The sequence below is a fragment of the Bacteroidota bacterium genome, assembly GCA_018831055.1.
Classification (GTDB): domain Bacteria; phylum Bacteroidota; class Bacteroidia; order Bacteroidales; family B18-G4; genus M55B132.
On sequence record JAHJRE010000094.1, the window covers coordinates 21,829 to 28,004 of the forward strand.

The window sequence follows — 6,176 nt, forward strand, 5'->3', positions numbered from 1 at the left end:
TTCGCTCTTTTTATTCTTTTCCGCTCGTTTTGCTTCTTTGTCCGCCCGTTTCTCTTTTAGGTTTTTTACCGGGGCTTTTTTGGTGTTCTTTTTAGCTTCTTTTTCTTTTGACATAATATTGTTTTTTTACTGATTTATTTTCAAACGCTAACAGCTTCATAACCACTTTTAATAATGGTCGAAATCATTTTAAACCGTCCGTTTGCTTTTACGTTATTGGAAGTATGTGCGGGGATTATAATGCCTTCTCCGTTTTGAAGTATATTCGATTTATGGTCTATTATTATTTCTGCATTTCCTTCAATAATCTGAATAAAAGTATCGAAAGGTGATATTTTCTCCGCAATGGCTTCCCCCGTATCAATGGCTACAACAGTAACATTACCCGTTGTTTTTCGGATTATGGTTGTTGAAACCACTGAATTTGGAACATATTCAATGATCTCAATCAGAATATGTGGTTTTGATTTCTCTATTTCAGAGTTTTTCATTTATTTTATTATTTATGAAGTAAAGGTATGGCAACCTAATCGGCAAGTGTTACACAATTAAAAATTGAATTTACATTATTCACACATTCTCAAGGCTCTCACGCTTTTTATTTTTGAGGTTTTTAAAGTGGGAAGGTGTTAAGCCTGTAAATTTTTTAAATTGATTGGATAAATGGGCCACGCTGCTATAATGCATCTTGTAGGCAATTTCCGAAAGATTAAGTTCATCATATACAATAAGTTCCTTAACCTTTTCGATCTTATGGGTGAGATAATATTTTTCGATGGTAAGTCCTTTTACTTCAGAGAAGAGATTAGCCAGGTAGGTATAATCATGATCAAGTTTTTCACTCAGGTAATCAGATAAATTTGTTTTAATCTGCTCATCGCTATAATGAACCAGGTCTATAATGGCGTTTTTAATTTTTTCAACCAGGATGCTCCTTTTATCACCGATTAGTTCAAGTCCTGATTTCCTTAATGCAACATCCAATTGCTCCAGCTTTCTGCGTGGAATATTCCCAACCAAATCTATTTCGCCTATTTTTACATCATGATAATCCAAACCAAGTTTTTCAAGCTCACTCTTAACTACCATCTGGCAGCGAATACATACCATATTTTTGATGTATATCTTCAATATTATAAAGCACTTATGGATTAATCTTTAGGATGTAAAGTTACAAAACACTTTATGATTAAACAAGGTAATTAATTGATTCAACAATAATCCGTTAGGAAACTCAATTGAAGATTTTGGAAAAAAACAAACATTGTAATAAGCCGGCCCTGTAAATCACTGGACTCGTTTAGTGATAAAAATCACTAATTTTGAAACATGAAACGAAGCTGGAGTATTAAAAATAAATCTTTCGTGTAATTGTTTCAATAAGAATTTGGATATGAAATTTATTTGTCCACTGATTACAGTTAATGATATTAAGCGTTCCAGGTACTTTTACGAAGAAGTACTCGGACAGAAGGTGATTGCTGATTTTGGCGAAAATATTACGTTTCAGGGAGACTTCGCCATTCATCTGAAGGAGCATTTTCAAAGCCTTCTGGAGGGGAACGAAATAATCCATGGGAGGAATAATTTCGAATTGTATTTTGAAGATGACGATCCTGAACCAATTGTGGAAAGACTAAAGGCTTATGGAAGCCATTTTGTTCATGAGCTACGGGAACAGCCCTGGCGGCAGAGGGTCGTCAGGTTTCATGATCCCGACGGGAACCTGATCGAGATTGGTGAAAGCATGGAACACGTTTCATGGAGGCTTTATCAGGAAGGTATAGAAATGGCTGAAATTTGCCGAATCACATATATGCCGGAAGAATTTGTCAGGAAAGCGATAACCAAATACAATGGGTAACAAGGGTTCTGATTTGATAAAATCCTGGAAAACCACTAACGGATACCTGATTTATCGTGTTTTATCCGGCAGGTGCAATGTTTATCTGATTGTAGCGGATGGAAAGAGAATACTGGTGGATACCTCAACAAGCAAAGATTATTCAACGTTGCAGGAACAACTTTTATCATCGTGTTTCCCAGGAAAAGGCCTTGATTTTCTCATCCTGACCCATACGCATTATGATCATTGCCAGAATGCCCAACGTCTGAAACAGGATACAGGATGCAGGATTTATGTGAGTGAAGCGGCAAGGCAGTCAGTTGCAAACGGGTATACCCGTCTGCCATCCGGTACTACCTGGCTAACAAAGTTTTGGATTATGTTGGGCCGGCTGATCGGTAAGAGCCGTTTCGGATATAATCCTTTTGTTCCTGAAAAGTATCTCACCGGAAACTATGATTTTAAAGAGGAGGGGCTGAAAATCAGGATTATAACAACCCCAGGGCATTCAGCGGATTCCGTAAGCATCCTGGTCGATGGCGAAATTGCCCTGGTTGGGGATGCAATGTTCTGGATTTTCAGGAAATCAATATATCCGCCCTTTGCTGATGATATAACAGAAATGGTTAAAAGCTGGGGCTTACTGTTGCAAACAACATGCAAATGGTTCCTGCCCGGGCATGGCAGGCCTGTTGCACGAGAACTTTTGGAGAAAGAGAATTGCAGGCATAAAAAGTAAGAAAGTATTGGGAATGGTAAGAGCAGGTAGCATGTTACAAGTTTCAGGTTACAGGTTGCAACCTGCAGCCTGTAACTTGCAGCTTGCAACTTGCGGCTTGTTGCTTGCAGATGTCATAACCGCGTTCAGGACGAAAAGGAAATGATAATTTTTTAATTTTGGTAAAAAAAAGATGGCTTTACTTCTTTTTTATCTTTTCATGGCTTTATCAGTATCATTTCTATGCAGCATCATGGAATCGGTACTTTTATCCACACCTCAGCCATTTCTGATTGTAAAGGATGAGGAAGCAAAACCATGGGCACGATTGTTCATAAGGTTAAAATCCAATATCGACAGGCCGCTGGCAGCGATACTCTCTATGAATACTGTTGCTCACACTATCGGTGCCGCCGGTGTTGGCGCCCAGGTCGTGAAGATTTTCGGTGATGTTTATTTTGGGCTGGCATCGGCCATCCTGACTATCCTGATCCTGGTTTTCACCGAAATCATACCCAAAACCATTGGAGCTGTTTATTGGAGAACGCTGGCGCGTACCTCAGCGCACATCATACGCGTAATGATAATTATTGCTTATCCGCTGGTTGTCCTTTCTGTGATCATTACCAGAATGATCACCAAACGGGATAATATCCAGGGTACCACCCGGGAAGAGATCACTGCACTGGCGGGCATGGGTGCGGAAGAAGGCTTGTTTAATGAAAAAGAGCATAAGATCATACAAAACCTCCTGCGTCTGAAAGATGTTAAGGTAACCGAGATCATGACCCCTCGCGTAGTGGTGGCCATGGCTGATGAAAACCTTTTCCTGGAAGATTTTATGCAAAACAAGGATTATCTGAAATTTTCCAGGATACCGGTATATGAAGATAATTATGAGAATATCACAGGGTATGTCTTTCGCCAAACAGTTTTTGAAAGGCTTGCGGAAGGACAGAAAAGGATGCAATTAAAGGAACTGAAGCGGGATATTGTTATCGTTCCGGAAACCAATACTCTTTTTACCGTTTGGGAAACCCTTCTGGAGCGCAAGGAACATATTGCACTGGTGATTGATGAATATGGCGGAATGGATGGAATCATTACCATGGAGGATGTTATTGAAACCCTTCTGGGCCTGGAGATTTTGGATGAAAAAGACACCGTAACCGATATGCAGAAGTTTGCCCGTGACCGCTGGAAATCAAGGCAGGCGAAGTATAAATACCTGGATAAAGGCTAATACTGTTTCAATATACTCCATATATTCACCTAAAATCTTAATTATTATGGGTTGCAAATATTACAATGACAATGGACCTGCAGGTGCAATTTACGCATTCGGCCTTATCGGCGCGGCAATTTATTACATTTCAGTGGCAACAACGTTCTGGACAGGCGTCCTGGGCTTTCTCAAAGCAATTGTCTGGCCGGCTTTTCTGGTCTATGAAGCGTTAAAGCATCTGGCGATGTAAGATCCTGTGATACCTTATCCTGTTTGTTATTGATGGCAGATTAAATGATAATTTTGGTGTCTGAATACCTAATATTCGGCCCCTATGCTCAGGATAAGACGAATTTTTAATCCCTACCTTGATGTTAACATTCAAAACATCAAAAAGGTTAAGGAAATTATTGCAAAACAATTTCCTGCTATTTCTTTGGCAAAGATCGAAGAGATAGAAGATCAGCTTATTGATCCTTTAAAGTATCAATACCAGGCATCTCTTTTTCTTGCTGAGGATATAAATGATAACGTTAAAGGGTTCGCTCTACTGTTTTATTTTCCTGATCTTAGTTTTTGTTATCTGGATTATTTGGCTGTCGTTCCGGGCAGAACCTCTTCCGGGATTGGAGGCGCCCTTTACCGAAGGGTTAGAGAAGAAGCAGAATCTTTGAATGTCTGTGGTATTTTTCTCGAATGCCTTCCCGATGACCCGGCTTTATGTGCTAATCCTGATGATGTATTGCAAAACCGTAAGCGACTTGCTTTTTACGAAAAGTATGGTGCCAGGCCTGTCATTAACACGCTTTATGAATCCAAGGTTAAACCCGAAGATGATTGTCCTCCCTATCTGGTATTTGATGGTTTAAGCCGCATGGATTCCATTTCAAAAGAAACGGCCAGGCTTATTGTAAAAGCGATTCTTAACAGGAAATATGGAGATTATTGTGATGAGGCTTATGTTGAAAGGGTCGTTGAAAGCTTCCGCGATGATCCTGTGGTATTAAGAAACATCAAGTATAAGAAATTAACGGAGAAAAAGGAATATCAGTTTATTAATGCAGGGAGAAAAATAGGGATATGGTTTTATATAAATGACAGGCATGCGATACACCATGTTCGCGATAAAGGTTATGTCGAGTCGCCTGTTAGGGTAAAAAGCATTCAGAAAGAGCTTGTTAAAACTGGGATGTTCCAGGAAGGAGAGGTTTTTAATTATCCGGATAAGTATATCCTGGAGGTCCATGATCCTGGATATTTCAGGTATTTTAAACGCGTATGTGAAAATCTGCCAGAAGGAAAGTCGGTATATCCTTATGTATTTCCAATACGGCATGCTTCCAAAGCTCCGAAGGAATTATCGGTCAGAGCAGGATATTATTGCATTGACACATTCACTCCATTGAATAAAAATGCATTCCTTGCCGCAAGGTGGGGCGTGAATTGTTCCCTGAGCGCTGCTGATAAAATTGTTTCCGGAGCCAGGGTTGCTTATGTTCTGACGCGACCTCCCGGGCATCATGCAGAGCGATCGGTTTTTGGAGGTTTTTGTTATTTCAATAACTGTGCTATTGCTGCAGAAAGAATGGCATCCCTCGGAAAAGTCGCTATCCTCGATATCGATTATCATCATGGAAATGGACAGCAACAGATATTCTACAATCGAAACGATATTTTAACGATTTCCATCCATGGTCACCCTTCCTTTGCTTATCCATATTTTTCAGGGTTTTCTGAAGAAAATGGTGAAGGCGATGGGTTGGGATATAACATAAATTATCCCCTGGGTGAAAAAATTACTTATGAAACCTATTCCGGTTATCTGAAGAAAGCACTACGCAGGATTTCAGAATTCAATCCATTATTTCTCATTGTTGCATTAGGACTGGATACGGCAAAGGGAGATCCTACCGGGACCTGGGATTTCCGATCGGAGGATTTTTTTCAAACCGGTAAGAAGATCGGTGAACTAAAACTTCCCACTCTGATCATTCAGGAAGGAGGCTACCGCAGTCAGTCGCTTGGTTATAATGCAAGGGCATTTTTCTATGGGCTGATGCATTCATTCACTCAGACTTAATCATTGTTTAGGGATATGGAGGATAGAGTCATTTCCGAACCACACTTTGTGCCCCCGGGTAAACGAAAGGTTTTTTGTGTTATAACTGATATACCATTCACCCTCTCTGATCCGATCTCCATTTTTTACCAGCAAATCATCGTAACCGTCTCCATTGAAATCACCGGTGAATATCATATAATTTCCTGGATACCCGGATGCATGATCTTCAAAAGATATGGCAATGGAATTGCTGCGCGTGCTGTCTGAGTATCCTTGCCATACAACATCCCCGTTGCGGTATATTCTTTCCAGGAAGATGATTTTA

8 protein-coding genes are annotated in these 6,176 nt (G+C 40.0%); 5 read left to right on the forward strand and 3 right to left on the reverse strand.

Annotated elements, in window-relative coordinates; genetic code table 11:
- Positions 1 to 140: 140 nt before the first annotated feature.
- Together KKA81_05790 and KKA81_05795 are read right to left on the reverse strand one after the other, a co-directional pair.
- Entirely contained in the window at positions 141 to 491 is a 351-nt protein-coding gene (locus KKA81_05790) for a cupin domain-containing protein (GenBank protein MBU2650427.1), read from the reverse strand.
- A gap of 79 nt (positions 492 to 570) precedes the next feature.
- The gene (locus tag KKA81_05795; GenBank protein MBU2650428.1) at positions 571 to 1,131 is read right to left on the reverse strand and encodes an AraC family transcriptional regulator; all 561 of its coding nucleotides are present in this window, start codon (positions 1,129 to 1,131) and stop codon (positions 571 to 573) included.
- 262 nt (positions 1,132 to 1,393) lie between these two features.
- Here KKA81_05795 and KKA81_05800 point away from each other — a divergent pair, with 262 nt between their 5' ends.
- From KKA81_05800 to KKA81_05820, 5 genes are all read left to right on the forward strand, one after another.
- Positions 1,394 to 1,864, forward strand: a complete 471-nt coding sequence (locus KKA81_05800) for a VOC family protein (GenBank protein ID MBU2650429.1) — start codon at positions 1,394 to 1,396, stop codon at positions 1,862 to 1,864.
- Positions 1,857 to 2,585, forward strand: a complete 729-nt coding sequence (locus KKA81_05805; GenBank protein MBU2650430.1) for an MBL fold metallo-hydrolase — start codon at positions 1,857 to 1,859, stop codon at positions 2,583 to 2,585. Before KKA81_05800 ends, KKA81_05805 begins: the two co-directional genes overlap by 8 nt.
- Positions 2,586 to 2,757: 172 nt before the next feature.
- Complete coding sequence (locus tag KKA81_05810) at positions 2,758 to 3,807, forward strand: hemolysin family protein (GenBank protein MBU2650431.1); 1,050 nt, start codon at positions 2,758 to 2,760, stop codon at positions 3,805 to 3,807.
- 46 nt (positions 3,808 to 3,853) lie between these two features.
- Positions 3,854 to 4,039, forward strand: coding sequence for a hypothetical protein (locus tag KKA81_05815; protein MBU2650432.1), 186 nt, complete (start codon positions 3,854 to 3,856; stop codon positions 4,037 to 4,039).
- An 84-nt stretch (positions 4,040 to 4,123) separates the two neighbouring features.
- The gene (locus tag KKA81_05820) at positions 4,124 to 5,869 is read left to right on the forward strand and encodes a histone deacetylase family protein (GenBank protein MBU2650433.1); all 1,746 of its coding nucleotides are present in this window, start codon (positions 4,124 to 4,126) and stop codon (positions 5,867 to 5,869) included.
- Here the strand turns inward: KKA81_05820 and KKA81_05825 are convergent.
- On the reverse strand, positions 5,870 to 6,176 hold a 307-nt coding region (locus tag KKA81_05825), incomplete at its 5' end, for an FG-GAP repeat protein (GenBank protein ID MBU2650434.1).